23 protein-coding genes are annotated in these 26,515 nt (G+C 63.9%); 13 read left to right on the top strand and 10 right to left on the bottom strand.

All coding sequences use genetic code 11. The features are described 5' to 3' along the window. Nucleotides 1–116 precede the first annotated feature (116 nt). Nucleotides 117–428, top strand: coding sequence for a DUF1272 domain-containing protein (locus AAFX91_RS07105; protein ID WP_394565974.1), 312 nt, complete (start codon nucleotides 117–119; stop codon nucleotides 426–428). A gap of 114 nt (nucleotides 429–542) precedes the next feature. Here the strand turns inward: AAFX91_RS07105 and fahA are convergent, their stop codons facing one another. The 5 genes from fahA to AAFX91_RS07130 all read right to left on the bottom strand — a co-directional run bounded on the left by fahA (nucleotide 543) and on the right by AAFX91_RS07130 (nucleotide 6,143). Then, nucleotides 543–1,814: a fumarylacetoacetase gene (gene fahA, locus AAFX91_RS07110; RefSeq protein WP_394565975.1), complete on the bottom strand. Its 1,272-nt coding sequence runs from the start codon at nucleotides 1,812–1,814 to the stop codon at nucleotides 543–545. A gap of 154 nt (nucleotides 1,815–1,968) precedes the next feature. After that, nucleotides 1,969–3,315: a homogentisate 1,2-dioxygenase gene (hmgA, locus tag AAFX91_RS07115; protein WP_394565976.1), complete on the bottom strand. Its 1,347-nt coding sequence runs from the start codon at nucleotides 3,313–3,315 to the stop codon at nucleotides 1,969–1,971. 2 nt (nucleotides 3,316–3,317) lie between these two features. Then, entirely contained in the window at nucleotides 3,318–4,274 is a 957-nt protein-coding gene (locus tag AAFX91_RS07120; RefSeq protein ID WP_394565977.1) for an MBL fold metallo-hydrolase, read from the bottom strand. A gap of 12 nt (nucleotides 4,275–4,286) precedes the next feature. Continuing rightward, nucleotides 4,287–4,514 carry a DUF2783 domain-containing protein gene (locus AAFX91_RS07125; RefSeq protein WP_282528185.1) on the bottom strand — a complete coding sequence of 76 codons (228 nt, stop codon included), beginning with the start codon at nucleotides 4,512–4,514 and terminating at the stop codon, nucleotides 4,287–4,289. Between the two features lie 9 nt (nucleotides 4,515–4,523). Next, nucleotides 4,524–6,143 (bottom strand): FAD-dependent oxidoreductase, encoded by a 1,620-nt coding sequence (locus AAFX91_RS07130; RefSeq protein WP_394565978.1) that lies wholly within the window; start codon nucleotides 6,141–6,143, stop codon nucleotides 4,524–4,526. A 144-nt stretch (nucleotides 6,144–6,287) separates the two neighbouring features. Between AAFX91_RS07130 and AAFX91_RS07135 the strand changes: the two genes are divergently transcribed. Continuing rightward, entirely contained in the window at nucleotides 6,288–6,821 is a 534-nt protein-coding gene (locus tag AAFX91_RS07135; RefSeq protein WP_394566005.1) for a MarR family winged helix-turn-helix transcriptional regulator, read from the top strand. Between the two features lie 152 nt (nucleotides 6,822–6,973). Here AAFX91_RS07135 and AAFX91_RS07140 read toward each other — a convergent pair whose 3' ends face one another. Further along, on the bottom strand, nucleotides 6,974–7,780 hold the full coding sequence (locus AAFX91_RS07140) for an N-acyl homoserine lactonase family protein (protein ID WP_394565979.1): 807 nt from the start codon (nucleotides 7,778–7,780) through the stop codon (nucleotides 6,974–6,976). A gap of 370 nt (nucleotides 7,781–8,150) precedes the next feature. Here AAFX91_RS07140 and AAFX91_RS07145 point away from each other — a divergent pair, with 370 nt between their 5' ends. The 4 genes from AAFX91_RS07145 (at nucleotide 8,151) to AAFX91_RS07160 (ending at nucleotide 14,671) form a co-directional block, all read left to right on the top strand. Further along, nucleotides 8,151–9,638 (top strand): caspase family protein, encoded by a 1,488-nt coding sequence (locus AAFX91_RS07145; RefSeq protein WP_130581979.1) that lies wholly within the window; start codon nucleotides 8,151–8,153, stop codon nucleotides 9,636–9,638. A 147-nt stretch (nucleotides 9,639–9,785) separates the two neighbouring features. Next, complete coding sequence (locus AAFX91_RS07150) at nucleotides 9,786–10,445, top strand: OmpA family protein (RefSeq protein WP_394565980.1); 660 nt, start codon at nucleotides 9,786–9,788, stop codon at nucleotides 10,443–10,445. Between the two features lie 150 nt (nucleotides 10,446–10,595). Further along, nucleotides 10,596–11,528, top strand: a complete 933-nt coding sequence (locus AAFX91_RS07155) for an efflux RND transporter periplasmic adaptor subunit (RefSeq protein WP_394565981.1) — start codon at nucleotides 10,596–10,598, stop codon at nucleotides 11,526–11,528. Beyond that, entirely contained in the window at nucleotides 11,528–14,671 is a 3,144-nt protein-coding gene (locus AAFX91_RS07160) for an efflux RND transporter permease subunit (protein WP_394565982.1), read from the top strand. The genes AAFX91_RS07155 and AAFX91_RS07160 overlap by 1 nt, the downstream gene beginning before the upstream one ends. Before the next feature lie 2 nt (nucleotides 14,672–14,673). Here AAFX91_RS07160 and AAFX91_RS07165 read toward each other — a convergent pair whose 3' ends face one another. Then, on the bottom strand, nucleotides 14,674–15,348 hold the full coding sequence (locus AAFX91_RS07165) for a Crp/Fnr family transcriptional regulator (protein WP_394565983.1): 675 nt from the start codon (nucleotides 15,346–15,348) through the stop codon (nucleotides 14,674–14,676). Nucleotides 15,349–15,568: 220 nt separating this feature from the next. Between AAFX91_RS07165 and AAFX91_RS07170 the strand changes: the two genes are divergently transcribed. Further along, nucleotides 15,569–17,605 (top strand): AsmA family protein, encoded by a 2,037-nt coding sequence (locus AAFX91_RS07170; protein ID WP_394565984.1) that lies wholly within the window; start codon nucleotides 15,569–15,571, stop codon nucleotides 17,603–17,605. Nucleotides 17,606–18,326: 721 nt separating this feature from the next. After that, nucleotides 18,327–18,512: a hypothetical protein gene (locus tag AAFX91_RS07175; RefSeq protein ID WP_130583488.1), complete on the top strand. Its 186-nt coding sequence runs from the start codon at nucleotides 18,327–18,329 to the stop codon at nucleotides 18,510–18,512. A 2-nt stretch (nucleotides 18,513–18,514) separates the two neighbouring features. Here the strand turns inward: AAFX91_RS07175 and AAFX91_RS07180 are convergent, their stop codons facing one another. Beyond that, nucleotides 18,515–18,946, bottom strand: coding sequence for a DUF1772 domain-containing protein (locus AAFX91_RS07180; RefSeq protein ID WP_394566006.1), 432 nt, complete (start codon nucleotides 18,944–18,946; stop codon nucleotides 18,515–18,517). A gap of 48 nt (nucleotides 18,947–18,994) precedes the next feature. On the opposite strand from AAFX91_RS07180, the gene AAFX91_RS07185 reads away from it, so the two are divergent. Beyond that, nucleotides 18,995–19,444 carry a MarR family transcriptional regulator gene (locus tag AAFX91_RS07185; protein WP_394565985.1) on the top strand — a complete coding sequence of 150 codons (450 nt, stop codon included), beginning with the start codon at nucleotides 18,995–18,997 and terminating at the stop codon, nucleotides 19,442–19,444. Here AAFX91_RS07185 and AAFX91_RS07190 read toward each other — a convergent pair. Beyond that, nucleotides 19,405–20,451, bottom strand: coding sequence for a restriction endonuclease (locus tag AAFX91_RS07190; RefSeq protein ID WP_394565986.1), 1,047 nt, complete (start codon nucleotides 20,449–20,451; stop codon nucleotides 19,405–19,407). The two genes, AAFX91_RS07185 and AAFX91_RS07190, sit on opposite strands and share 40 nt — an antisense overlap. Before the next feature lie 133 nt (nucleotides 20,452–20,584). Between AAFX91_RS07190 and AAFX91_RS07195 the strand changes: the two genes are divergently transcribed. After that, nucleotides 20,585–21,478, top strand: coding sequence for an efflux RND transporter periplasmic adaptor subunit (locus AAFX91_RS07195; RefSeq protein ID WP_394565987.1), 894 nt, complete (start codon nucleotides 20,585–20,587; stop codon nucleotides 21,476–21,478). A 99-nt stretch (nucleotides 21,479–21,577) separates the two neighbouring features. Here AAFX91_RS07195 and AAFX91_RS07200 read toward each other — a convergent pair whose 3' ends face one another. Then, nucleotides 21,578–22,414, bottom strand: coding sequence for a caspase domain-containing protein (locus AAFX91_RS07200; RefSeq protein WP_394565988.1), 837 nt, complete (start codon nucleotides 22,412–22,414; stop codon nucleotides 21,578–21,580). Between the two features lie 382 nt (nucleotides 22,415–22,796). On the opposite strand from AAFX91_RS07200, the gene AAFX91_RS07205 reads away from it, so the two are divergent. The 3 genes from AAFX91_RS07205 (at nucleotide 22,797) to AAFX91_RS07215 (ending at nucleotide 26,354) form a co-directional block, all read left to right on the top strand. After that, complete coding sequence (locus AAFX91_RS07205) at nucleotides 22,797–24,524, top strand: hypothetical protein (protein WP_394565989.1); 1,728 nt, start codon at nucleotides 22,797–22,799, stop codon at nucleotides 24,522–24,524. A gap of 160 nt (nucleotides 24,525–24,684) precedes the next feature. Continuing rightward, nucleotides 24,685–25,410 (top strand): thermonuclease family protein, encoded by a 726-nt coding sequence (locus AAFX91_RS07210; protein WP_130581139.1) that lies wholly within the window; start codon nucleotides 24,685–24,687, stop codon nucleotides 25,408–25,410. A 110-nt stretch (nucleotides 25,411–25,520) separates the two neighbouring features. Continuing rightward, nucleotides 25,521–26,354 (top strand): LssY C-terminal domain-containing protein, encoded by an 834-nt coding sequence (locus AAFX91_RS07215; protein WP_130581138.1) that lies wholly within the window; start codon nucleotides 25,521–25,523, stop codon nucleotides 26,352–26,354. Nucleotides 26,355–26,515: the final 161 nt, after the last annotated feature.

Raw genomic sequence — 26,515 nt, forward strand, 5'->3', positions numbered from 1 at the left:
GGTCACTTTGGCGTAGAGCTCACCAGGCCGCCGCCCAGCGCGCGCACTTCAAAACAAAAAGACAACTGTAATGCTAGTTTGCGATGATCCGTCCCGCTTCACCCTGAGAAACGACCATGGCGCTGCAACTGCGACCGAACTGCGAGTATTGCGACAAGGATCTGCCGCCGAACGCGACGGAGGCGATGATCTGCTCCTATGAATGCACCTTCTGTGCCGATTGCGTGGAGCACAAACTGTTCAACGTCTGCCCGAACTGCGGCGGCGGCTTCGCGCCGCGGCCGATAAGACCGTCGCAGGAATGGCGCGTCGGCGTGTGCGTGGTCAAGCAAACGCCGTCGGAGAAGCGGATGCATTTGAAGTACAGTCTCGAGGATGTCGCGGCGCATTCGGCGAAGCTACGCGGCATTCCGCCGGAGGAACGCTGACTGTCCTGTTGCCGTGAGCTGCGTAGGGTGGGCAAAGCGCAGCGTGCCCACCATCACGAGCGGAGTGCTTGAAGGTCGGCACGCTTCGCTTTGCCCACCCTACATGCTCCTCCGTCACTCCGCCGCGACGATCGTGCCTTCGACCTCGCCGAAGCCGATGCGGTAGCCGTCGCCCTGGCACCAGCCGCGCATGACGAGCGAATCGCCGTCTTCGAGGAAGGAGCGCTTGATGCCGCCGGCGAGTTCGACCGGCTCGGTGCCGTTCCAGCTTATTTCCAAGAGGCTGCCGCGCTGGTCTTTCTCTGGCCCCGAGATCGTGCCCGAGCCTAAGAGATCGCCGACATTCATGGCGCAGCCGGAGGACGCGTGGTGCACCAATTGCTGCACCGAGGACCAGTACATGTGTTTGAAATTGGTGCGGCAGATCCGCGCCGGCTCGTTCATCGCGCCTGCGCGCAAGGCGACGTCGAGCGTCAGGTCATAATTGTTCGGCTGGGTCTGGCGCAGATAGGGCAGCGGCACCAGCTCCTGTGTCGGCCCCTGCAGGCGGAATGGCTCCAGCGCCTCGCGCGTCACGACCCATGGGCTGATCGAGGTCGCGAAGGCCTTGGCCTGGAATGGACCGAGCGGGACATACTCCCATTGCTGGATGTCGCGCGCGCTCCAGTCGTTCAGGATCACGAAGCCGAAGATCATCTCCTCGGCCTGTTGCTCGCTCAGCATCTCGCCCATCGCTGACGGCTGGCCGACCACGACGCCCATCTCGAGCTCGAAATCGAGCCGCTTGCACGGACCGAAGCTCGGCGCCTCCACGTTTGGCGGCTTCAACTGGCCGCGCGGCCGGCGCACTTTCGTACCGCTCACGACGACGGTCGAAGCGCGGCCGTTATAGCCGATCGGCATGTGCAGCCAGTTCGGCTGCAGCGCATTGTCCTTGCCGCGGAACATGACGCCGACATTGGTGGCGTGCTCCTTCGACGAATAGAAATCGGTGTAGCCGGCGACCGTGATCGGCAGATGCAGCTTCACGTCGGCCATCGGCACCAGCGCACGTTGGCGCAGATGTTCATTGTCGCGCAGCTCGGGATGGTCGTGGCGCAGCAGTTCGCTGATCCGTGCGCGGGTGCGCGACCAGACCTTTGGACCAAGAGCCATGAACGGATTGAGCGAGGACGCGGCGAACACTGCGGGTTCGACGACATCGATGCGGCAGTCCTGCGCGAGCTGCCAGAGATCGAGCACGTAGTCGCCGATCGCAACGCCGATGCGCGGAGCAAGGCCGTCCTTGGCCGAGAACACGCCGTAGGGAAGATTCTGGATCGGGAAATCGGACGCAGGATCGACGTCGATGAAGGAGCGGAGCTTTGGGTCGTTGGGGTGGGACATGGTTTCCTGCCGAATGTTTCGACGCGCTATCCTTCGTCATTCCGGGATGCGCCGCAAGGCGCAGGCCCGGAATCCATTTCACCACGGGAGCCGGCGGAAAAATGGATTCCGGGGTCGCGCTTCGCGCGCCCCGGAATGACGGAGCGAGCTTATACTACGGCCTGCCCGGATCGAACCGCTTCTCCAGTCCCTTCCAGCAATCGGCATAGTCGTCCTGCAGCGTCGCGGACTTCGCCGCGAATTCGGTGACGCGCTGCGGGAAGCGGGTCTCGAACATGAAGGCCATGGTGCCCGTGAGCTTCACCGGTTTCAACTCGCTGTTGCTGGCGTGATCGAACGCCTCGCGGTCGGGACCGTGCGGCAGCATGCAGTTGTGCAGCGAGATGCCGCCGGGGACGAAGCCCTGCGGCTTGGCGTCGTAGACGCCGTAGATCAGGCCCATGAACTCCGACATGATGTTCATGTGGTACCACGGCGGCCGGAACGTGTTGTCCGCCACCATCCAGCGCTCCGGGAAGATGACGAAATCGATATTCGCGGTGCCCGCCGTCTCCGATGGCGAAGTCAGGACCGTGAAGATCGAGGGGTCGGGATGATCGAACGCGATAGCGCCGACCGGCGAGAAGGTGCGCAGATCGTATTTGTATGGCGCGTAATTGCCGTGCCATGCGACCACGTCGATCGGCGAATGCGGCAGCGTGGTCTTCCAGAGCACGCCGCCCCATTTCACATAGAGCTCGGTCGGCGTGTCCTTGTCCTCGTAGCTGGCGACCGGCGTCAGAAAGTCGCGCGAATTGGCCAGGCAATTGGCGCCGATCGGGCCGCGCTCCGGCAGCGTGAAGGCGCCGCCGTAATTCTCGCAGAGATAGCCGCGCGCGGGGCCGTTCGGGATCTCGGCGCGGAATTTCACGCCGCGCGGGATCACCACGATCTCGCCAGGCTCGGCATCGATGCGGCCGAACTCGGTGACGAGGCGCAGATTGCCCTGCTGCAGCACGAACATCATCTCGCCGTCGGCATTGTAGAAATGCTGGTCGACCATCGATTTGGTAATCAGATAGACATGCGCGGCCATGCCGGCCTGCGTGTTCGCATCGCCAGCCGTGGTCATGGTCTGCACGCCCTGCAGAAAAGTCTGTTCCTGCGTCGGGATCGGAGCCGGATCCCAGCGGAGCTGCGCGATCGGCATTTCGTATTCGTGGCAGGGTGCGGTGCGCCACAGCCCGGCATCGACCTTGCTGAAGCGGCCGAAATGCTTCACCGATGGGCGGATCCGATAGAGCCAGGAGCGCTCATTGGCGCCGCGCGGCGCGGTGAAGGGCGAGCCGGAGAGCTGCTCGGCATAGAGCCCGTAGGCGCAGCGCTGCGGCGAGTTGCGCCCGACCGGCAGCGCGCCGGGCAGGGCCTCGGTCTCAAAGCTGTTGCCGAAACCGGACATGTAGCCCGGCGTGATTTGCGCGGAGCTCTTGCCGATCGCATCAGGCGAGGTGTTGATGTTCATGGTCATCCTCCTCCTTGCAGGGCGGCCCACATTTCGCGGTCGCGCTTGTCGGTCCAGATCACGGGATCGTCGATCCCGGACGCCTCGTCATAGGCGCGCGAGACGTTGAACGGCAGGCAATGCTCGTAGATCGCGAAGGTCGAGAATTTCGGATCCATCACGTCGCGCGTCGCCGCCATCGTCTCCTTCAGCGTGCGCCCTTTTGCCACCGCTGCTTCAGCAGCGCCGTAGAGCGTCGTGACGAAATCACGTGTCATCGCGATCGCCTCGCGACCGGTGGCAAGGCCTTTCAACGCATCGCCGCGGCCCGGCGCGATCGCCTTCGGGTTGAAGGCGCGGATCTCGTTCAGCGTCATCGGCCATTCGCGCAAATGCGCATCGCCGCAATAGCAAGCCGAGTGATATTCGATGAGATCGCCTGAGAACATCACCTCGGCATCGGGCACCCAGGCCACGATATCGCCCGACGTATGTCCTGCGCCGAGCTGCATCAGCCGCACCTCGCGCTTGCCGAGATAGATCGACATCTCGCCTTCGAAGGTCAGCGTCGGCCAGGTCAGGCCGGGAATGCTCTGCGCGTCCTGGAACAGACGCGGAAAGCGGCCATACTCCGAATCCCAATCCTGCTGGCCGCGTTCCTCGATCAGGCGGTAGGTCTCCTGCGAAGCGACGATGCCTTGCGCCTTGTAGGCGGAAGCCCCCAGCACGCGCACCGCGTGACAATGCGACAGCACGACATATTTGATCGGCTTGTCGGTCACGGTGCGTACGCGCTCGATCACCTTGTTCGCCATCGCCGGCGTCGCCTGCGCGTCGAACACGAGGCAGCCGTCGTCGCCGACGATCACGGCGGTGTTGGGATCGCCCTCGGCGGTGAAGGCATAGAGATCGGTGCCGATCTCGGAGAAGGTGATCTTCTTCTCCGCGAGATCCGTGGTGGACGCAAAGCCTTTGGCCATCTCGTATCCTCGTTATTGTTGCTGCTGTTGTTGCTGCTGGCTCGCCTCCAGCATCCGCCGCTTGGCGAGCGCGATCGCCTCGTGCAGCACGTCGATGTCGCCGATATGGTTGGCGAGCACGAGCACCAGCGCGGCGTCGAGATCGGCGCTCTGCGCATCCGTCAGGCCGCGATGCGCCTCGACGATGGCGCGGAAGGCATCGTCCGGCTTTGCGAAGTTCGAACTGGTCGACAGCGCCATCACAGCACCTCAGTTCATTCCCGACGCCCGCGCCAGCGCCGCCTCTAACAGCGGCCGCGTCGGGCGACGGAAGCGCGCGGCAACATAGCCGTCGGGCCGTAGCAGATAGGCGGAGCCGGGTTCGGCATCGTAACGTTTGCTGACGAGCCCCGCGGCATCGGCGAAACCATCGTCGCCACCGATGCGGATGGCCTTGATGCCATCCGGCACATCCACCGCGGCGCCATTACCAAACTCCAGCAGCGCGAACCGCGTTCCTGCGCCGATAAACGCCTCGGTCAGGAACTGCGGATTGCTGTCACGTCCGGCGATCGGCGCATCCAGCAGTGAAGCGCCCGGCGGCGGCCCGCCGCGCCATACGTCACAGTCCCGCGTAGAGAGCGGCGTGTCGTAAACCGACGGCACCGACAATCGCCCACCATTGACCATGCGCTTGCCGAACTCGGTCTCCTTCGCCAGCGCCAGCACCGCCTGGCGCAGCCGCGCCTCCTGCCGCGAGCTTGGCGCCATGAAATCGGTGGAGCGGGTGGATTCGCGGATGTTCTCGTCCGCCGCAGCACTGCGCTCGATGTGATAGCTCTCGAGCAGCGATTCCGGCGAAATCCCGCGCAGCACGCGGTCGAGTTTCCACGACAGATTCTCGGCGTCCTCTAATCCGGAATTGGCGCCGCGCGCGCCAAAGGGCGAGACCTGGTGCGCGGCGTCGCCGGCAAAGATCACGCGGCCATGGATGAACTTGTCCATCCGCCGGCACCGGAATTTATAGAGCGAGATCCATTCGAACTCGAATTTGTCGTGGCCGAGCATGCGCGCGATCCGCGGCCGCACATTTTCCGGCTTCTTTTCGTGCACCGGGTCTGCATCCGGATGGAGTTGCAGATCGATCCGCCAGACATCGTCCGGCTGCTTGTGCAACAGCGCCGAGCGTCCGGCATGGAACGGCGGATCGAACCAGAACCAGCGCTCGGTCGGGAACGCCGCAGTCATCTTGACGTCGGCGATCAGGAACTGATCCTCGAACACCTGGCCGGCAAATTCCGCGCCGACCAATTTGCGCAGCGACGAGCGCGCACCGTCACAGGCGATCACGAAAGCCGCGCGAATAGTGTATGAGCCTTCCGGCGTCTCGATGGTCAGCGCGATGCCATCGTTGCGGCTCTCCAGCGCGATCACCTTGTTGCGCCAGCGCAGGTCGATCGCAGGCAACTCGCCCACGCGGTCGACCAGATAGGCCTCGGCGTAGAATTGCTGCAGGTTGATGAAGGCCGGCCGCTTGTGGCCGGCCTCCGGCAACAGGTTGAACTGATAGAGCTGCGAGGCGCCGTGGAAGATCTTGCCGACACTCCACACCACGCCCTTCTCGACCATGCGGTCGCCGACGCCAAGCCGGTCCCAGAATTCCAGCGAGCGCTTCGAGAAGCAGATCGCGCGCGAGCCTTCGCCGATCCGGTCGGCGTCGTCGAGCAGCACCACCGGTTGTCCGCGCTGGGCGAGATCGATTGCGAGCGACAGCCCGACGGGGCCCGCCCCGACCACCACGACCGGATATTCAGCCGTATCGGCTGCCACCCGATCCTGGTCGGGATGCCTGCGATAGCCGAACTGGGTGTTGGTCTTGGCCTGCGCCATCCGCTCAAACCCTTGTCAAACCCTTGCCGCTTCCTCGTGGCCCTGTTAAATTAGTCTCACTTGCAACGATCTTAAACCCCCTGACGGCACTGCCGTCAACTCCCCCTCGGAGGCATTTTGACGAAATCGGTTTCGAGCGACGGCATGGCGGCGGCGCGATCCGAATTGGAGTCGGTCTCGCCGCAAGAGGACGCGGCGGCCAAGAAAAGGCTCGACCTCTTCCACTTCATGCCGTTCCGCCTCAACCGATTGGCGGCGGAGGTGAGCTCGGCGCTTTCCGCCGAGTATCAGGCGCGCTACGGGCTCGACATCCCCTCATGGCGCGTGCTGGCAACGCTCGGCTTCCGCCGCGAAGCCTGCAGCGCACAATACATCGCCGATTGCACGCGGACGCATAAGTCCACCGTCAGCCGCGCCGTCACCACGCTGATGGAACGGCAGATCATCGAACGCGTCGAGAATGCCGACGACCGCCGCGAGTTCCGCCTGCAGCTCACGCGCAAGGGCAAGGCGCTGTACGAGGAACTGATCCCGCGACTGCTCCGAAGGGAGCAGGAGATTTTTTCATGCCTGTCCGCGCAGGAGCGGCGGCAACTCGGAAAACTGCTCGGCAAGATCGAGCACAGCCTTGAGCTGGTGCAGACCAGCGAAGAGGCGGACGCAAAAGAAGTGTATTAGCGATTTCTCTCACCGTCATTGCGAGGAGCGGAGCGACGAAGCAATCCATGCCTCCGTGCGCGTGGAGCGATGGATTGCTTCGCGGAGCCTGTCATCGGGCGCGCATTCGCGCGACCCGGTGGCTCGCAATGACGGCTGAATCAGCTACTGCCCTACTTCGCAAACGAGCGCGACGGCGCCAGATGCAGGGCAAAGGCGTCGACCTTGTCGCTCGCGCGCGGATAGATCTCGGCGACGATTGGATCATGCCCCGGGATAAAACGATCGGGATGCCCGGCGAGCCGCTCGACGGTTTCCCAGCCGATCGCCATGTCGCCGATGTTGTAGACGATCGGAAACGGACTGCGCTTCTGCAGATTGGCGTAGTAATGCGCGGCGTCGGATGCCAGCACCACAGGACCGCGCGCGGTCTCGACCCGCACCACCTGCAGGCCGTCGGAATGGCCGCCGACACGGTGCACGGTGATTCCAGGCGCGACCTCACCATCTCCAGAGTGGAACGTGACGCGCTCGCCATACACGTGGCGAACCATCAGCGTCACATGCTCGATCGAGAACGGGTGCCGCAGCATGCCGTTGCACATGCACCGTCCGGTCGCGTAGCTCATCTCGCGTTCCTGCAAATGGAAGCGCGCGTTCGGGAAGCGATCGAGATTGCCGGCGTGGTCGTAATGCAGGTGGGTGACGATCACGTCCCGGATTGATGCCACTGACACGCCAAAGCGATCCAGCGCATCGACCGGATTGAGAGTCAGCTTGCGGGCGCGCAGCTTGGCCTCCTCGGCGTTGAAGCCGGTATCGACCAGGATGTCGCGGCCCGCTCCCCGAACGAGCCAGACGAAGTAGTCGAGGTCCTGCGCCGCGGTCTCATGCGGATCGGGCGCAAGAAAGTTCATGTTCGGGGTGCGCGGCGACATCGTCGCATAGCGCAGTGCATAGATCTCGTAGGCATTTCCCATTGGCTTCGCTTTTCTTGTTAGGTGGCCGCTTGTGCGGCAAGCAAGCCATTGTCATCGGCAAAGGTCAAACCTTGCAAGCCTGCTGCGGCTGCATGACAGGATCGTGCGAGCCAATGTGAGTGTCATAGTGAGAGGGTGTCACAGTGGAAGGGTGTCACGGCGTCGTCGACGGAACCAGCTCTGCCGCCGGAACAGCCGCGCTTCATTTCCCTGCCGGAAGCCGCCGCTTCGCGCTTGATTGTCGCAATTAACGATGACGGCGCAAGTGGTTGACGGCCTATAGGCGCGGTTTGATAATGCCGGTTGCGTAGAGTAAGGTCGCCGCGGCGCAGACCGGGATCGGCGTCTTTTTGGCTGGACTGCCGCGACTATGAACATCCGCTTTGCTTTACTCCTCACATTGATTTTCGCCATCGCCTCGACCGCCCCCTCCTTCGCTGCGGGCGACCGTTTTGCCCTGGTGATCGGCAACGCCAAATATCCGGACGCGGATGCGCCGCTGAAGGAGCCGATCAATGATGCGCGCGATGTTGCCGACGAGCTCAAGCGCGACGGCTTCAGCGTGGACATCGGAGAAAATTTAACCGGCGAACAAATGCGGCATGCCTTCGATCGGCTCTACGCTAAGATCAAGCCCGGTTCGGTCGTCCTCTTGTTCTTCTCGGGCTATGGTATCCAGTCCAGTCGCCAGAGCTACATGATCCCGATCGACGCCCAGATCTGGAGCGAGGCCGACGTCCGCCGCGACGGTTTCAGCCTCGAGACGGTCCTCGGCGAGATCAACAGCCGCGGCGCCGGGGTCAAGATCGCTTTGATCGATGCTTCCAGGCGTAACCCGTTCGAGCGCCGATTCCGCAGCTTTTCAGCCGGCCTCGCGCCGGTGATCGCGCCGAACGGAACGCTGGTGATGTATTCGGCGGCGCTGTCGTCCGTGATCTCGGACAATGGCAGCGACCACAGCCTGTTCGTGCGGGAATTGCTCAAGGAAATCCGGACCCCCGACCTGATGGCGGAGGAGACGCTGAACCGCACCCGTGTCGGTGTCACCCGCGCCTCGCGCAGCGAGCAGGTGCCGTGGATTTCGTCTTCGCTGGCGGAAGATTTCTCTTTCATTCCGGGTTCAGCGGCGCGGCCGCAGAGCCCGCCGCCGCCTGAACCTCCGCCGCCACCGCCGGCTCAGACGGCGGTCGCCCCGCCGGCGCCACCTGCCCCACCGTCGCCGCCCCCCGCTCCTCCCACGCAGACCACCACCGCGGCGCCGCCGCCATCCGAGCAGTTGCCACTGCCGCCACCGACGACGCCGCGCCCGGTGGACATCGCCACGCCGCCAACGCCGACCCCGAAGCCGGCCGACACGTTGGCCGATGATCCGACCATCAAGACCCTGACGGCCCGGCTCAACGACAACCCGGATGATGCGGCCGCGCTTTACCGCCGCGGCCAGGTCTATGCCAGCAAGGGCGCCTACGACCTCGCGATCAAGGACTTCAACAATTCGCTTCGATTAAACCCCAAGGATGTCGAGGCCTACAACAACCGCTGCTGGGCCCGCACCGTCATCGGCGATCTGCAGGCTGCGCTGAAGGACTGCAACGAGGCGCTGCGGCTGCGCCCGAATTTCGTCGATGCTCTCGACAGCCGCGGCCTTTTGAATCTGAAGAGCGGGCAGACCAAGAACGCCATCTCCGATTTCGATGCGGCGCTGAAGCTGAACCCCAGATTGACATCCTCCCTCTACGGGCGCGGGCTTGCCAAGAAGCGTAACGGCTCGGTCGCAGAAGGGGATCTGGACATCACCAACGCCAAAGCAATGGACCCGAACATCGTCAAGGAATTCGCCGATTATGGCGTGCAGTGACGATAATTTGGATAGGTAGTTCCGTCCGGCCTCGAACCTCGGGTGGAGGTGCTAGACTAAGAATTTAAGATGGGCCGGGATCAAGCAACCGGCAGTGATTTGGCAAATTGATTTGAAACCGCGCGAACGGCGCAAGAGGGGCTGACAATGTTCGACATCACTGCGAAGAAGAATCTTGCTGCGATGCTTTCGGTTGCAACGATCAGCGCCACGCTTGCCCTTGGCATGGTGGCCGCCCGAGCCGGCGACAATGTCACCGAAGAGCAAATCCTCAGGGCGCTGACGCCGGAGAAGAAGCCGTTGACCCGCGGCCTGTCGATCGGACCGAAGGTCGAGCCGGCCGCAAACCCCGCCGAAGACAAGTTCGTCCAGACCATCCGCGGCCGCTCCACCCGCTCGCTGTCGTCGGCCGAGCGCGAGGAGATCGCGACCATCGTCCAAGACAAGCCCAAGATCGATCTGGAAATCAACTTCGACTACAACTCGGCCCAGATCAACGCCAGGTCGCTGGCGTCCGTGCAGGCCTTGGGCCGCGCTCTGACCAATGCCGACCTGAAGGGCTCGACCTTCGTCGTAGCCGGCCACACCGACGCCGCTGGCGGCGAGGCCTTCAACCAGGACCTGTCCGAGCGCCGCGCCGAAGCGATCAAGCGCTACCTCGTCGACAAATATGGCATCAACGGTTCCGACCTCGTCACCGTCGGCTACGGCAAGAGCAAGCTGAAGGATCCGAGCCAGCCGCTGGCGGAAGCGAACCGCCGCGTGCAGGTCGTGAACATGGAAAACAAGGCAACCGCGTCCAAGTAGCCCGTTCAGGTAAACGGCGTAGCGCCACGTGGTATTTTAAGGGTAAGATGCGTCTCGCACCCCTGCGGGACGCATTTGTTTTAGCAATAGACTTCAAACAATTCGAAGCGTTCTGCTTCAGCTAAACTTCAGGTCTGGATCGATCCGGCGATGAAATTCTCCGAATACCTAAAGCCTGTGCTCGGAACAGTTTTTGTCGTCGCACTTGGCGCCGGCTACTACTGGTTCGAGCATCGCCCGCGTCCGGAGGAGAAGGAGACGCCAGGCCAGGCGCTCGTCGTCGTCACCAAATCCACCAATGCCTGCTTCTCCGACATGGTCCGCGTCACCGGCTATATCGTGCCGCGTCGCGAAGCGCAGGTCGGCGTCGATCAGGAGGGCTCCAAGGTCACCGATGTCTTTGTCCGTGAGGGCGACACCGTGACCGAGAACCAGGAACTGGCACGGCTGACCCCGCCGCCGCAGCAACAGCAACAGACAGCCCAGGGCGGCGGACGCGCAGCATCGCTTTCCCTGCGCGCACCGGCCGCGGGCCTGGTCACGGAGGTGCGGACCGCCGTCGGCGCCCCAGCCTCGCCGCAGGCCGGACCAATGTTCCGGATCGCGATCAACAACGAGATCGAGCTGGAAGCCGAGGTGCCGAGCATTCACCTGCTGAAGCTCAATCCGGGCGCAACCGTCCGGATCAGCCGCGACGATGCGCCCGACATGGTCGGCAAGGTGCGGCAGATCTCGCCGCAGATCGACCGCAACACCCAGCTCGGCCGTGTCAGGATATCCCTCACCAACAATTCCTCGCTGAAGGTCGGCATGTTCGCCCGCGCCAATATCGACGCCAAGCGCTCTTGCGGCGTCGCCGTTCCGCGCACTGCGATCGACCGCCTCACCTTGCAGGTCGTCAAGGGCAACACGATCGAGACGCGAAAAGTGCGGGTCGGGCTGACCTCGGACACGTCAACGGAAATCCTTGAGGGCCTCGACGTCGGCGAAACCGTCGTCGCCGATGCTGGCACCTCGCTGCATGACGGCGACCAGATCAAGATCATGTTCGCCGACGAACTCGAGCGCACGCGGACACGCTAATGGCTTTGAATATCTCGGCTTGGTCGATCCGGAACCCGCTGCCGTCGATCGTCTTCTCGATCATCCTGCTGGTGCTGGGCTGGGTCTCCTTCACCAAGCTTGCGGTGACGCGGCTGCCGAGCGCCGATATCCCCGTGATCTCGGTTGCGGTGTCGCAGTTCGGCGCAGCACCGTCGGAACTGGAAGCGCAGGTCACCAAGACGATCGAAGACGGCGTCTCTGGCGTCGAGGGCGTGCGCCACATCTCCTCTTCGATCACCGACGGCCTCTCAGTGACCACGATCCAGTTCGCGCTGGAGACCAATACCGACCGCGCGCTGAACGACGTCAAGGATGCTGTCACCCGCGTCCGCGCCAACCTGCCGCAAAACGTCACCGAGCCGCTGATCCAGCGCGTCGACGTCATCGGCCTGCCGATCGTCACCTATGCCGCGATCTCACCCGGCAAGACGCCGGAGCAGCTTTCCTATTTCGTCGACGACGTGGTCAAGCGCGCACTGCAGGGCGTGCGCGGCGTCGCCCAGGTCGAGCGCATCGGCGGTGTCGAGCGCGAAATCCTGGTCTCGCTCGATCCCGACCGGCTGCAGGCGGCGGGGCTGACCGCCGTCAATGTCAGCCAGATCCTGCGCGGCACCAATGTCGACCTCGCCGGCGGCCGCGCCGAGATCGGCAAGAATGACCAAGCAATCCGCACACTCGCCGGCGCCAAGACGCTGAACGAACTCGCCGGCACCATGATCCCGCTGTTCGGCGGCGGAGAGGTGCGGCTCGATGATCTCGGCACGGTGACCGACACCATCGCCGACCGCCGCACCTTCGCCCGCTTCAACGGCGAGCCGGTGGTCGCGCTCGGCATCAAGCGCTCCAAGGGCGCGAGCGACGTGGTGGTCGCCGCCGCGGTGCAGAAACGGATCGATGCGCTGAAGGCCGCCTACCCCGATGTCGATCTCAAGCTGATCGACACCTCGGTCGAATTCACCAAGGGCAATTATGAGGCGGCGATCTCGACCTTGTTCGAGGGCGCGATCCTCGCTGTCATCATCGTGCTGTTGTTCCTGCGCGACCTCCGCGCCACCATCATCGCCGCGGTCTCGCTGCCGCTATCGATCTTCCCGGCGTTCTGGGCGATGGACCTTCTGGGTTTTTCGCTCAACCTCGTCAGCTTCCTGGCCATCACGCTCTCGACCGGCATCCTTGTCGACGATGCCATCGTCGAGATCGAGAATATCGTGCGCCACATGCGCATGGGCAAATCGCCCTACCGCGCCGCGCTGGAGGCAGCCGACGAAATCGGGCTTGCGGTGATCGCGATCTCGCTTACCATCATAGCGATCTTCGCGCCCGCGAGTTTCATGTCGGGCATCGCCGGCCAGTTCTTCAAGCAGTTCGGCATTACGGTGTCGGTGCAGGTGTTCTTCTCGCTGCTTGCAGCGCGCTTCGTCACGCCGATGCTGGCTGCTTATTTCCTCAAGCATCAGGCGCACGAGGAACCGCCGCCGGGTCGGGTGCTGCGGACCTATCACAGCCTGGTCACCTGGTCGGTGAAGCATCATTACATCACGGTGGTGATCGGCTTTGCCGTCTTCGCGGCATCGATCTGGAGCATCAAGCTGTTGCCGCAGGGATTCCTGCCGGCGCAGGACACCGCGCGCTCGCTGCTGGCGATGGAGCTGCCGCCGGGCTCGCAGCTTGCGCAGACCGAGAAGGTGACGGAAGAGATCGTCGCGCGCCTGCGCAAGCGGCCGGAGGTGAGAAGCATATTCGTCGACGGCGGCCGGGTTCCGCCGGGCACGCAGGAAGTGCGGCGCGCCGCGCTCATCATCAACTACACGCCGAAGAACGAGCGCAAGATCACCCAGCGCGAACTCGAGCTCTCCATCAGCAACGAGCTCGAGAACGTCCCTGATATTCGCTACTGGTTCCTCGACGAGAACGGCCTTCGCGCGATCTCGCTGGTCGTGACCGGCGTCGACAGCAACATCGTCAACAATGTCGCAAGCGAGCTGGCGACGCAGATGAAGCGGATCCCGATCATCGCCAACGTGATCTCGGAAACCGCGCTCGATCGTCCCGAACTACGCATCCGCCCACGCTCCGAACTGGCGGCGCGGCTCGGCGTCTCCACCGAGAGCCTGTCGCAGACGATCCGCGTGGCGACCATCGGCGATGTCGGCCCGGCGCTGGCAAAATTCGATGCCGGCGACCGCCAGGTGCCGATCCGCGTCCAGCTCGAGGATAGCGCGCGCAGCGACCTGCAGATGCTGCAGCAATTGCGCGTGCCGCTCGGCCAGCGCGGCGAACGCGGCGGCGTGCCGCTGTCTGTTGTCGCTGACATCCAGCTCGACCAGGGCCCGACCAGCATCAACCGCTACGACCGCGAGCGGCAGGCCACGGTCGCGGCCGACCTCGTCGGCAACGCCGCGCTCGGCGATGCCACCAAGCAGATTTATGAACTGCCGGTGATGAAGAGCCTGCCGAAGGGCGTCAAGGTGAGCCCGTCGGGTGACGCCGAAAGCCTCAACGAGCTTTCGGATGGCTTCGCCACCGCGATCACCGCCGGCCTGATGATGGTCTATGCCGTGCTGGTGCTGCTGTTCGGCACCTTCCTGCAGCCGATCACCATCCTGTTCTCGCTGCCACTCTCGATCGGCGGCGCGATCGCTGCGTTGCTGCTCACCGGAAAGCAGCTCACCACCCCGGTCTGGATCGGCATCCTGATGCTGATGGGCATCGTCACCAAGAACGCGATCATGCTGGTGGAATTCGCCATCGAGGCGATCCGCGCCGGCCAGCGGCGCGAGGAAGCGATGATCGACGCGGGCATGAAGCGCGCGCGCCCGATCGTGATGACGACCGTTGCCATGGTGGCCGGCATGATGCCGAGCGCACTGGCGGTCGGCGCCGGCGGCGAGTTCCGCTCGCCGATGGCGCTCGCCGTGATCGGCGGCCTGTTGTTCTCGACGGTGCTGTCGCTGGTGTTCGTGCCGGCAATGTTCATGGTGATGGACGACGTCGGCAACGTGATCTGGCGCTTCGGCAAGCGGCTGATCGTCTCGCACGCCGACGAGGAACCGCCCTCCGACCACCACGGCGAGCCGCCGGCCAAGCAGCCGCCGACGATGGTCTCGCCCGCAGCGGAGTAGTTCTACTCATTCCTCGCCATCGCGGTCAGCTTGGGCATGTCGTGCAGCAGGATCCGCCCGCGCTGCAGGTCCAAGATGCCGTCCTTGCGCCAGAGCTGGAGTTGCCGGTTGACGCTTTCGCGCGCGGCGCCGACGACGATGCCGAGCTGTTCCTGCGAAATGTGGACTTCGGAACCGGAGTCGGACGCCAGCGCGCAGAGCCGCTTGGCGAGGCGGACCGGCAAGGGTTGCTGCACCGATTCCTCCATCCGCTCGCTCATCCAGCGGATGCGCTGGCAGAGCAGCTCGATCAGCTTCACGGCAACCTTCGGCTCGCGCTCGAGGAAAGAGAGAAAATCCTCGCGGCGCAGCACGAACAAGTCGCTTGCTTCACCGGCAGTTGCGTCCGCGGTGCGGTCCTGGCCGTCGAGGACGGCGACCTCGCCAAAGAGGTCGCCGGGGCCCATGAAGTTGAGCGTCAACCGGTTGCCGTCGGAGGCGCCGGTCTCGATGCGGATCTGGCCGCGCCGGACTCCGAACAGGGCATCACCGGCATCGCCCTTCTGGAACAGCACCTCGCCCGCCTGAAGGTGCTGGGTGTGACAAAGGCCCGCAAGTCGCTGCAATTCGTCCGCCCCCAAATCGGCAAACATCGGATTCATCTTCAAAATGACCGCAAATTCGGCCTGTTTGCTCATTGTAATGCCTCCCACAACAACCTCCCGAGCGGCTTGCCTGCAGCCCGGATTAACAAAATTCACCCCCATGGAAGTGTGCCATAAGTCACATATGTTTGCAGCTGCGGCGGATTATTTTCGGCCGCTTTGAGCGGAAACCTGTTTCCGGGATAAACTTGGGGCGCCGGCTGCGCGGTGGCGCGGCGAGTAGCGTGAGGTTTGCGCGGTCTGGAATGTCGAGATGAGAGCACTGAAAATCGCAGGCGCCGCGATCGGAGCCGTGATCGTCGTCATCGCGCTGCTTGCCGTGATCGGCATCCCCTCCAGCTTCCTGACGTCGGCGATCCAGGAGCGGGTCGAGCGCGAGACCGGCTATCGGCTCGCCATCAATGGCGGCGCCAAGATCAGCCTGTGGCCGTCGCTCAACATCACACTGAACGATATCGCGCTGCAGGATCCGAAGGACCGCGAGATCAACAACCGCCTGACCGCGAGTAGCATCCAGGCTGACGTCACGCTGGCGAGCCTGTGGTCGGGCCGGCCGCACGTCACCGACCTCGTGATCGTGCGGCCGATCCTGACCATGCCGCTGCAGCGCGTGCGCGAGCCCAATCCGCCCGCAAAGAGCACCGCCGCCAGCACCGGCGAGGCCAAGTTCGGCATCGCGCATGTCAGCGTCACCGGCGGCACCATCGTGTTCTCCAATGTGCGCGACCGCGTCGAAGGCCGGATCGAGACCGTCAATGCGGATGCGACCGTCGGCAGCGACCGCAAGGTCGTCATCAGCGGCAATGCGAGCGGCGGCGGCCAGCCGCTGAAATTCGAGATCAAGGCGACCGCGCCGGCGCCGCCGACCGAGCGGCAGAACATCCCGACCGAAATCGCCTTTGAGGCGCCCGGCCTCTTGCAGGCGCCGCTGTCGGCGCGAACCGAGGTGCGGCTCAACGGCGCGGTGGTGATGTTCAACGGCGTCACCGGCACGCTCGGCGATGGCGCGTTCAACGGCTGGGCCTCCGTCGATATCGCCAGCAACAAACCGCTGGTGAAACTCGATCTCGACTTCCAGCGGCTGTCGGTGGCGATGCGGCGCGGCCAGCCGGGCACGGCCGCCCAGCCCTGGAGCAATGCCTCGTTCGACCCCATCGGGCTGAACTATGTCGACGCGCAGGCGAAGATTTCCGCGGCCGAGCTCAACATCGGCGACGGCCGCTTCGCGCCGGCGGCGATCGAGGCGACGCTGATGAGCGGCGTCTTGAAGGCGCGGCTCGCCAATCTCGGCGCCTATGAAGGCAACGCCAATGGCGATCTCGCCATCGACGTTTCCACCAGCAATCCGACCTACGCGCTCGGCGCCGATCTCAGCAATGTGCGGGCGCTGCCGCTGCTGCGCAGTCTTGCCGATTTCGACAAGATCGACGGCAGGATGCAGGCGAAGATCGCGGTGCGCTCCTCCGGCAACAGCCAGCGCGCGATCATGGGAAATATCAGCGGCACGGCCTTCGCCGTATTCCGGGACGGCGCGATCCGCGGCCTCAACGTCGCGCAGATGATCCGCTCGTTGACGACGAGCCCCCTCTCCGGCTGGCAGGAGGGCGATCAACTGGCAACCGACCTGAGCCAGCTCTCGGCCTCCTTCAAGATCGACAAGGGCCAGGCGGTCACCACCGATCTCAATTTGATCGGCCCGCTGGTGAAGATGACGGGCGTCGGCACCATCGATCTCGGCACCAGGATGATCGGCTTCCGCGTCGAGCCGAAGCTGGTGCTGACCACTGAGGGCCAGGGCCGCACCAGCGATCCGGTCGGCCTCGGCATCCCCGTGATGATCGAGGGGCCGTGGGATGGCCCGCGGATCTATCCGGAGATGCAGGGCATGCTCGACAATCCCGAGGCCGCCTATGCCAAGCTGCGCGAGATGGGCAAAGGCCTGTTCGGACCGAACGGCGTCAATCTCGGCGGACTGTTCGGCGGCGGCCAAGGCAGCCAAGACAGCGGAACCGGCACCCAGGGCGGCAGCACGAACGGCCAGGGCCAGTCCGGCCAAGGTGGCGGGCTGCTCGGCGGCCAGCTTGGCGAGACCATTGGCAACCTGATCCAGCAGGGCCTCAGCAGCGGAGGAACCCAGCCGCCGCGCCCGAGCCGCAGCATCCCGCCGGCCTCGGCGCAGCAGCCCGAGCCGCAGCCCCAATCCGCCGCGCCTCCGCCGCCGGGCGATAGCGGCGAGACGCAGGACAGCCAGGCGATGAACGAGGTGCTGCGGCAGCTCTTCAATCGTTGAGGCGCGCTGAAATTCGATTTTCAAACAGCTACTCCGCTGTCATCGTCCGGCTTGACCGGACGATCCAGTATTCCAGAGACGCCGGAGCTCAAGCTGAGAGGCCGCGGCGTACTGGATGCCCCGCATGCGCGGGGCATGGCGAACAGAGTTTGAGGAAACATACGTCCACATTCTCGCGGCACGAACTGCCCGAGCTTTGCGTCTGTTTCACCCGTCTCAGTGAAGAGAGGGCGCAGGGAAGGCCGGGTGCCGATTGCACCCGTGGGCCCCGTGCAACAAAAAGCACGGGGGAGGACCACAGGTCAACCGGAGCAACGCCGGCCATCCCTGCGCAATGGTTTTAACGGTTTCCTTCGTGCTCTCCCCGGTGACCGGGCTTTCTTGCCACCGTCATCTCTCGCGCGAACTTCTTCGCGCAAGAAACTTAGTGCCAGCGTCGGGGCGCCAGGACCACACGACTTCGCCGTCCGCGTTAGCCAAGCGTTCGTCGTTCGCCAGCTCTCGCGTCCACCGCATCCCGCCGCGCGTTCGTGACGACCGCGATCCGCCCCTCTTGCCGGGCGGGACGGCGGACTTATAGGGGGTGATTTGGGGAGAAAACGAAGCGGTTTATTTTTCGCTGTTAGCCTGGACGAGGCAAATCATATTGATTTAATTGCGATAATTCTTCTCGCCGCGCAATGCGAGGGGAACTTTTGGTCGCCTCGCGCGTTGTAGCTGCATGTCAGACTCATACACACCCCGTGAGAAGCCAACGCCGGAGCAGCGCAAGGCCAGAGAGGCCGAGCGACGGCGCGATGCAGAGCAGGCCATGCGGGACCATCAGCTCGCGCAAGAGGCCTTTCAGAAAAATCGCGAACGGCTGAAAGCGGAGCGACTGGCGCGCGAAGCGGCGGACGGAAAGTAGCGTTATGTGCTGGCGGCGAGCGCCAGATAGATCGCTGTCGCAACGAGACCGAGTGCGGTGCGCACCGCATGCATCCCGCCCCAGGAGACGACGAGCGCACGTGACTCGTTACCAGCCTGCTCGGGCGGCCATGCTTCGATCCGCTTGTTGGTCGGCAGCATCACCAGCAGCGTATAGGGCCAGTTCGCCAGCATCAGCACCGCCGCGACCGACCACCGCCAATCCTGCAACTGCCAGCTCGCGAGAAATCCAAGCAGCGCCGAGATGACGGCGAGACTCGCCTGCATCGCAAAGCCGCGCGCATAACTCGGCTTCCATTGCCGCAGCAGGCTCGCATCGTCGAGCAAGAGCCGCGCCGGCTGCTCGGCGACATTGATATAGAACGCCGCCCCGGCAAACGCCGCCGCGGCGACAAGGGCGAATAGTCCGAGCACCATCGCTCCCTCCCCAGCAAAGCCAACGCACTCTCTCAATATGGATGCATGCTGGCATGCAGCAAGCAAGCTCCCTCGTCGGATCGCGAAACCGACGCGCTGACGCAACTGATCCTGGAAGTGCTCCGCCTGAATGGCAGCCTGATCGCGGCCGGCGACCGCCTCGTCGCCGACCTCACACGCTCCATGGGCTTGCACCGCCAGGGCGTGCAGCGCATCGTCAACGAGCTCGTCGAAGAGGGCATCGTCACCCTCGACGACAATCCCCACCACCGCTGCGCCAAACTGGTGCGCATGTCGAAAAAGGGCGAGGCGCTTTATCGCGCGGCGGAGCGAAGGCGGAAGCCGTCGGCGAGGCGGCTAGCGAAGGGGATTGGGGGAGGGCGACTGTCTCAGCGCATGCGATGCTCAACACGATGCGGGACAGATTGGAAGATAGACACGTGCAGGGTGAGAGCTTATTCGTCGAATGTATCTTCATCCAACCGCTTAACCTGAATAACGCGCTCGATCCGGACACCGATTTGATAGCGTATCATCAGTTGAGCCAAATCATCGCCGTCGACAAGGATGATTTGCTTCTGAATGCCTTTAACATAGTCGATGCTGGCCTTGCTGAACCTCGCAGTTGTAATGAAAACACCTCTGCTGGTCTTCTTGTCGTCCAAGCTACCCGAAAAATCACGCACTTGGCTCGGCTGGATCAGCACATCTCGATCATAACACTTTGCCTGAACGTAAACGCGATCCAAGCCAAGCGCATCCAAGTAAATCACTCCATCAACTCCCCCATCGCCACGCCCACCCAAGTGATCTGCTTCGCCTAGTCCGTATCCCATCGCGACCAACAGCTTTAAGACAAGTCGTTCGAAGAATAACGCGCGCCGTGATGTTGGCTGGATGGCGAAAATCCGGTCGAGTAGTTCTTCGCGCAACGCCAATTCAATCTCTTTGACCGCGTTGTCGATCTGTTCATCCGGCGCAGTCGCTTGAAGTCCATCTTCGGCATTTGCGCCGACAGAAGCAGCTCTGGGATGGGGCATTGTACCACTCTGCGGGACCTGGGTTGCCGCTGCATCCTCAGTGTTCCGCTTGTGCAAAAAGGCTATGAACTCCGGAAATTGCGAAAGCAATTTATTATCAATCCGACTTGGATTCCTCGACAACACTTCTAGCCCGCGCGCAGTTGCACGAAATACTCCGCGACGGATGCGCTCCAGCAATCCTGCCTTCGTCAAATAGGTACACGCCCAATGCGTCCTATTTCCAATGACGGTCTGTCCGCCGCTGGGAAGCTGCTTCGCAAGTTGATCGTCGGTAAGACCATATTCTTGCGCTACACGCTCGATAACCTGAGGTACGGTCGTTTCGCCCTCCGCAGCAGCGCGCAAGACGGGCATCATCAGCGTTTGATAGTCGGGAATTTCAGACATGGTAGTCCCTACAGATCGGGGAGCAGCCTGCCCTTTTCTGCAGAACGTGTTCTTGAAGGTTTGGTCGAACACGTTGCTCCCCAAGAGCCGCTCAGCACTACCAAGACGAGCAAGAGAACGCCACATGAACATCCGCAATGACTGCGACTAGCTCCGTTGCTGTCGGTCTGATATCGATGAATTCGATTTTGGGAACGATTAGCCGATGTCCAATCTCTTTGATCGAACCAGCTTGAGGCTTTTCACCCTCTTCGCCGCCATCCTCTCCGAGGCCGCCATCTCCCCCACCCTCGCCGCCGAAGAGCCCGAGTCCCCCAAAGGCGCCACCGTCACGGTGCTGAAAGCCTCGAAAACCTGCTTCGGCAATATCGTCGAAGTCTCCGGGATCATCATGCCGCGGGAGGAGACGCAGGTGCGGCCGGAGCGGTTCGGGCTGAAGGTGGCGGAGGTGATGGCGGATCCGGGGGATAATGTTACCGCGGGGCAGATGCTGGCGCGGCTGAACCTGCCGGAGGGCGGGCAGCTCAACATCACCGCGCCGGTGGCGGGGACGATCTCGGCCTCGAGCGCGATCGTCGGCACGATCGCCGGCGGCAAGGGCGAGGCGCTGTTCTCGATCATCGCGCGCAACGAATTCGACCTGATCGGCATGGTGCCGACGCGGGACCTCGGCAAGCTGCAGGCGAACCAGACGGCGCAGATCAAGGTCATCGGCGCCGGCGACATGGACGGCAAGGTGCGGCGGGTGGCGCCGACGGTGGAGCCGAACAGCCAGCTCGGCCAGGTGGTCGTCGGCATCAACGCCCCCCGGCGGCTCCTGGTGAATTCATCCGGCCGCGCGCAGATCAAGACCGGGCAGAGCTGCGGCGTCGCGGTGCCGCTGACCGCGATCCTCTATGGCACCGCCGGCACCGTGGTGCAGGTGATCAAGCGCGACCGCGTCGAGACGCGGCGGGTGGAGACCGGGCTGATGCAGGCCGGACAGGTCGAGATCCGCGAGGGCGTGCAGGAAGGCGACATCGTGGTGGCGCGCGCGGGGGCCCTGCTGCGCGAGGGCGACCCGGTGCGGCCGGTGATGGCGAGCGCGGAGGGGAAGTAGGGACGGATAGAGGCGAATGGCGAATAGGGAGTAGCGAATAGGGAAGAAGCGTCAGCCTCTTCCTTCCCTATTCGCTACTCGCCACTCGCTATTCGCCACTTAGCCACCTAAGCGAATATCTTCCAGCAGCGACGACGACACTGACGGGACCTGCTCGCCTTCGCTGGCGCGGGAGATCGAGGCGCGGGTCTTGTTGAAGGCGGCCTCGATGCCGGGTTGGGTCTTCAGGTTGCCCAGGAGCTCAGTGACCAGCACGCTGTTGGCGACCGCGGGCTCGTCGATGACCTTGCCTGGCGTCGCCGACGATATCACCAGCGTGTTCTCGGGCGGGCTCATCGGGGCGAGGCCGTGGCTGTAGGAACGGAAGCGGCGCTCATAGGGATTGCGGCGGGAAGCATCGAGTACCACGAGCTTGGCCTTCGCGCCCTTCTCGTCCATCGCGGCCAGCACCTGCTCGACGCTGAGGCCATCGCGGCGGACGTCGCCTTCCTTCCAGATCGCGGCATCGACCGGGAGCATGAAGCTCTCGCGGCCGGCCTGCACGCCGAAGCCGCCGAAGAACAGCATGACCACGGTATCCGGCCCGACCTTCGCCTTCAGGCGGTCGACGGCGCGGCTCATGTCGTCCTTGGTGGCGTCCTCGACGACGTCGACATCGAAGCCGCTTGCGCGCAGCGCCGCGCCCAAATCGCGGGCGTCGTTGATCGGCTGCTGCAGCGGGTGGTTGGCATCGGGGTAATGGCCGTTGCCGATGATCAGCGCGACGCGGGACGCCTGCACAGGCACGACGCCCTGCTCGGTCGCGACCGCCTTCGGTGCTTCCAGCGGCCGCTTGTTCAGCGCAGCATGCGCGCCGATCGCCAGCGACACCATCGCGACGCAAGCAGCGGCGACAATGAGCGTGCGATCGGAAAGGGAGAGCTGCCTGAGCTTCATGCGTTTCTGATCCCAATCGTTGACCAAGGCGCGACTGTATAGTCGCGTCAAAACCGTCTGTGGTTTTAGGGGTTGCTTCATCGAGTGCCGTCAGATTGTGCTCAATTTGCGGCACCGCAACACAGAAACCCTTAACCTGCGAAGCCTTCCGGGGCAACCTGATTCGGCCCTTCGGTCTTATCCGTAATGCGCCGGGTCAAGGTTTGTGCCAAAACGCGGCAGTGTATGTGACATCCGTCACATTTGTGTTTCCCGCGATTTTGTGCTGCGATTCAAAGGTTTGCAGGGGGCTTCTGGGTGGGGCCTCCTTGGATTGCGCAGGATTTTTCGGAAAAGCCCGGTTCCGGGCTGTTCCGGATCATGCGTGCCAGAAAGGGGTGGCATGGGTTTTCATGACATTGCCGGGGCCGTGTGCCGGGCGCTCACGGTGCGGAAGGACGGGCCGTCGCTTTATGACGTCTGTGACCCCCTGCTGCTCAGATATCGCGGCGGGGATGCGCATTTGGGGAAATTCTACCGGACCGCGATCGGTAATCCGGCGCTGCGCGGCCTGTTGCGGCGGACCGGCCTGCCGGCCTTGCGCGACGGCGCGCGGCTCGGCGCGCTGCAGGCGGCCTTGAGACAGGCGCGCGATGCCGAGGCGCCGGACTGGGCGGCGATCGGCGCGCCCGTCGCTGCGCTGATGGAGGGCATCGACGTGGGGCACCCCCTGCCCGCGGCGGCGGCGCCGGCGCGGGCGCCCGCGGCTGCCGAGATCGAGCGCGTGATCCGGGCCTGCGGCGCGCATCTCTTGCGGTCGTATGCGAAGAACGGTTTCATCCCGACCTACGCGGCGTTCAATCTGATCGGTGATGCCGACATGGGCGGGCGCGAACTGTTGATGGCGCTGAGCGGGCTGAACTCGCGCGGCTACAAGAATTCGACTCTTCTCTTCAACCTCGCGCGCATCTTCATCGCGCATTCGCCGGCGCGCGCGCTGATCAACCCGCCCTGGCGCGGGATCGCCGAGCCGATGTGGCAGCCGATGCAGATCCGCCACCGGTCGGCCTATTACGACGCGTTCTTCACCGAGGCGCTGCTCAGCTTCATCGAGACCGGGCTCGCCTCTGGCGCCGAGACCAGCGCGGCGCGCGGGGCGATCGCCGACATGGTCGACTTCTGCTTACGGATCAGTGCCGAGGAGGTGCCCTCGCATGACGGCTCGACGGTGAACGTGATCACGGCGCTGGCGCCCCTGCCGCATCCGCGCTTCTCGCGCTTCTTCGCCCAGATCAAGCAGGATCTCGGCTTCGGCATCTATGTGCCTGATTGCGACACCACCGCCTGCTCGTTCTCGGCGGCGACGCAGGCCGGCAGCGAGCATCCGATCCTCAAGCAGCCGCTCTTGGATTTCTATCGCGGCTACCAGGTGCGGAGCGGGGCGAACGAGCCGCGCGTCACCGTGCCGCTCAACGACAATATCGATTACGAGGGCGGCGTCGTCACCTGGATCGACAACCTCGCCGGCGACCGTCCCTACGGCAACGACCTCGACCCGACGCTGAATCTCGACATCCTCGAGGTCAGCTTCCGCAACCTCAAGCGCTGGCGGATTCTTGAAACCCCGCAGCGATTGGAGACGGTGCACCGCATCATCGACTTCCAGCGGCGATTGGTGGAAAGCGGCGCGTTCAGGAAGCCGCGCTCGCATATCTATTATCTGCCGGAGCTCTACTCGGCCTATTTCGGCCGTTGCTACGCCGCCTTCATCGCGCTGCCGCTGGCGGCGCAGCGCGTGATCGACCCGGGCGGGGCGTTCGCGATGATCCGCGCGCAGGTGCTGCTCTACGTCCAGCAGGAATTGATCGCCTATGAGATGAACGCGTTCGATGCCGCGCTGGCGCTGATGGCGCTGGCGCATCTTGGCGCCGAGGTCACGACCTTTGCGCCGGCGCTGCACTGCATCGTCGCGAGCTTCGGCGAGGGCGGCAGGCGCTCCCCGTACAAGGCCTATGAGTGGAACAAGATGAAGACGCCGACGCGGATTCTTGTGGGCGGCCCCGAGGTGACCTCGGCCTTCGTGCTGATGGCGCTGGCGTTGGCAAGACGGCGAATGGCGAGTGGCGGGTAGCGAATAGGGAACGTGGCGCATGGTGGACCTTCCCCTATTCGCCACTCGCTATTCGCCATTCGCCGCTGATGACGCGAAGTTGAAAAGGCTGCGGCGTTCGCGCTACTGGTTTGCTTGCCCGAATCTCCGCACAATTGCTCGCCAATCCGTGAACCTGCCGATGCGATCGCTGCTCCTCACCGCCGCCCTCCTGCTGTCGCCCGCGCTGGCGCAGGCCGCCGAGATCACCGGCGTGCCGAAGATCCGCGAGGGCGACCAGATCCAGATCGGCACCACTCGCATCCGCCTCGGCGGCATCGACGCGCCCTCCACCGACCAGCTCTGCCTCAACACCCACGGTGAGCGCTGGACCTGCGGGGTCGCCGCGCGCGACGAGCTGATCAAGCATGCCGGCGGCAAAAGCTGGACCTGCCATACCCGCGGCACGACCGACCGCCGCGGCCGCGTCCTGGCGCGCTGCGAAGTCGAGGGGCAGGACATCCAGAGATGGCTGGTCGCCAATGGATGGGCGCTCGCCTATACGCGCTTGACGCACGATTATGAGGCCGACGAGAAAGCCGCGCGCGAAGCCAAGGCCGGGATGTGGCAGGGCGCCTTCATCGCGCCCTGGGACTGGCGCGTCCGCAACAAGAAGACGCCGATTTTGGGCGCCGTGAAGCCGCCGGAGAACGCCCGCAGCATCCTGCTCGCCTCCGCGTCCGGCCCCGTCGCGCCCTCGCCCGACTGCACCATCAAGGGCAACGTCAACACCTCGGGCGAATGCATCTATCACACGCCGCAGAGCCGCTGGTACGCCAAGATCCAGATGAAGATCGCCAAGGGCACGCGCTGGTTCTGCTCGGTCGAGGAGGCCGAAGCCGCCGGCTGCCGCGAGACAAGGCGGTGAGCAGGCTCTGGATTCTTGTTTTGACGCGTTTTCTTCACGCGAACCGGTGTCCACTTCGCTCGAAAACGCTTTAGACTAGCCGCGCAACCTCGGTTCGAGAGCGCGGCACAGTGACAGAGCTCGACGACAAGGCGCAACCTTCGGCGCGGCGGGGACGGGTCCGGCGCATCCAATTGCTGCTGGCGCTGACGGTCGCGATCTACGCGCTTGCCGCCTATCTGGTGCTGCCGGCGCTCTGGACCCATCACGAGCACCAAAAGGGTCTTGCCAACCTGCCGATGGTGACGCGCACCGCGCAGGGGATTCCCGGCGATCCCCTGAATATCGGATTGATCGGCGACAAGTATGACGTGGTCTGCGCCATGCATGCCGCCGGCTGGTATCCCGCCGATCCGATCACGCTGAAATCATCGATCGAGATCGTCGGCAGCGTGCTGCTCGACCGCCCCTACCGCGACGCGCCGGTCAGCAATCTGTTCTATCTCGGCCGCCGCGAAGACCTCGCCTTCGAGAAGCCGATCGGAAACAGCGCCGATCGCCGCAACCATGTCCGCTACTGGCAGGTGCTCGACAAGGGCGAGGAGGGCCGGCCGGTGTGGCTCGGCGCCGCCACGCAGGATCGCAGCGTCGGCGTCAGCCACTATACCGGCGCGATCACGCACCACATCGGTCCCGACCTCGACGCCGAGCGCGCCCTGCTCACGGCCGACCTGGAAAACGCCCACATGGTGACGGCAAAATATCAGGTCACCGGCATCGGGCCTACTATCGCGGGCCGCAACGGCGGCGGCGACCTCTATTACACCGACGGCGAGATCTGGATCCTGACGCTGGTGGAAGCATGCAAGCCGCGCGACGGCCCGGCGACGACGATCCCGAGCCCGCCCGCGGTCGAGATCAAGGATCAGATCTGGCATGCGGTCGCCAACGCGATCGGAAAATAACGTGATCACACGTCATTGCGAGGAGCGAAGCGACGAAGCAATCCATGCCGCCGCAAGTGGCGAAATGGATTGCTTCGCTTCGCTCGCAATGACGGCGTCGATCAAATATGATTGTCGCTCTTGAATCTCCCGTCGCCATCCTGCATTCACAGCCTGTCTCC

Source organism: Bradyrhizobium sp. 31Argb (genome assembly GCF_043638955.1).
Taxonomy (GTDB): domain Bacteria; phylum Pseudomonadota; class Alphaproteobacteria; order Rhizobiales; family Xanthobacteraceae; genus Bradyrhizobium.